The following is a 474-nucleotide window of genomic DNA, read 5'->3' as shown; positions in this document are numbered from 1 at the left end:
GATTTACATTATTTTCGCTAATTTTGTATTGATTTTAGTATGCAAACGGTTAAGCAACGTTGCATTGACCAATCCCGTGGGGCATAATAACGAAAAATTCAGCAATGAATTTCTACTGTACAAGCCGTTTGACGGCTATTTTTAGTTTAAATCGATTTAAAAAAGGTCCTCAAAAATGAAAAAATCTCTGTTCGCTGCTGCTTTGTTGTCTTTAGCTTTGGCCGCTTGTGGCGGTGCTGATAAAGCTGCTGAAACTGCTGCTTCTGCTGCTTCTGAAGCCGCTGCTTCTGCTACTGAAGCTGCTGCATCTGCTGCTGAAGCTACCGAAGCTGCTGCTACTGAAGCTGCTGCATCTGCTTCTGAAGCCGCTGCTTCTGCTACTGAAGCTGCTGCTTCTGCTGCTGAAGCCGCTGCGTCTGCCGCTTCTGAAGCTGCTAAATAATATTCTTTTGAATATAAGAAAGGCAGGATACC

General features: G+C 43.9%; 1 protein-coding gene. It reads left to right on the top strand.

The features are described 5' to 3' along the window. The first annotated feature begins 175 nt into the window (after window positions 1–175). Entirely contained in the window at window positions 176–442 is a 267-nt protein-coding gene (locus ACTHUM_RS19270; RefSeq protein WP_285070423.1) for a hypothetical protein, read from the top strand. Window positions 443–474 lie beyond the last annotated feature (32 nt).

The sequence above is a fragment of the Neisseria sp. P0021.S006 genome, from assembly GCF_051956895.1.
This window is presented reverse-complemented; position numbering and strand designations above follow the sequence as displayed.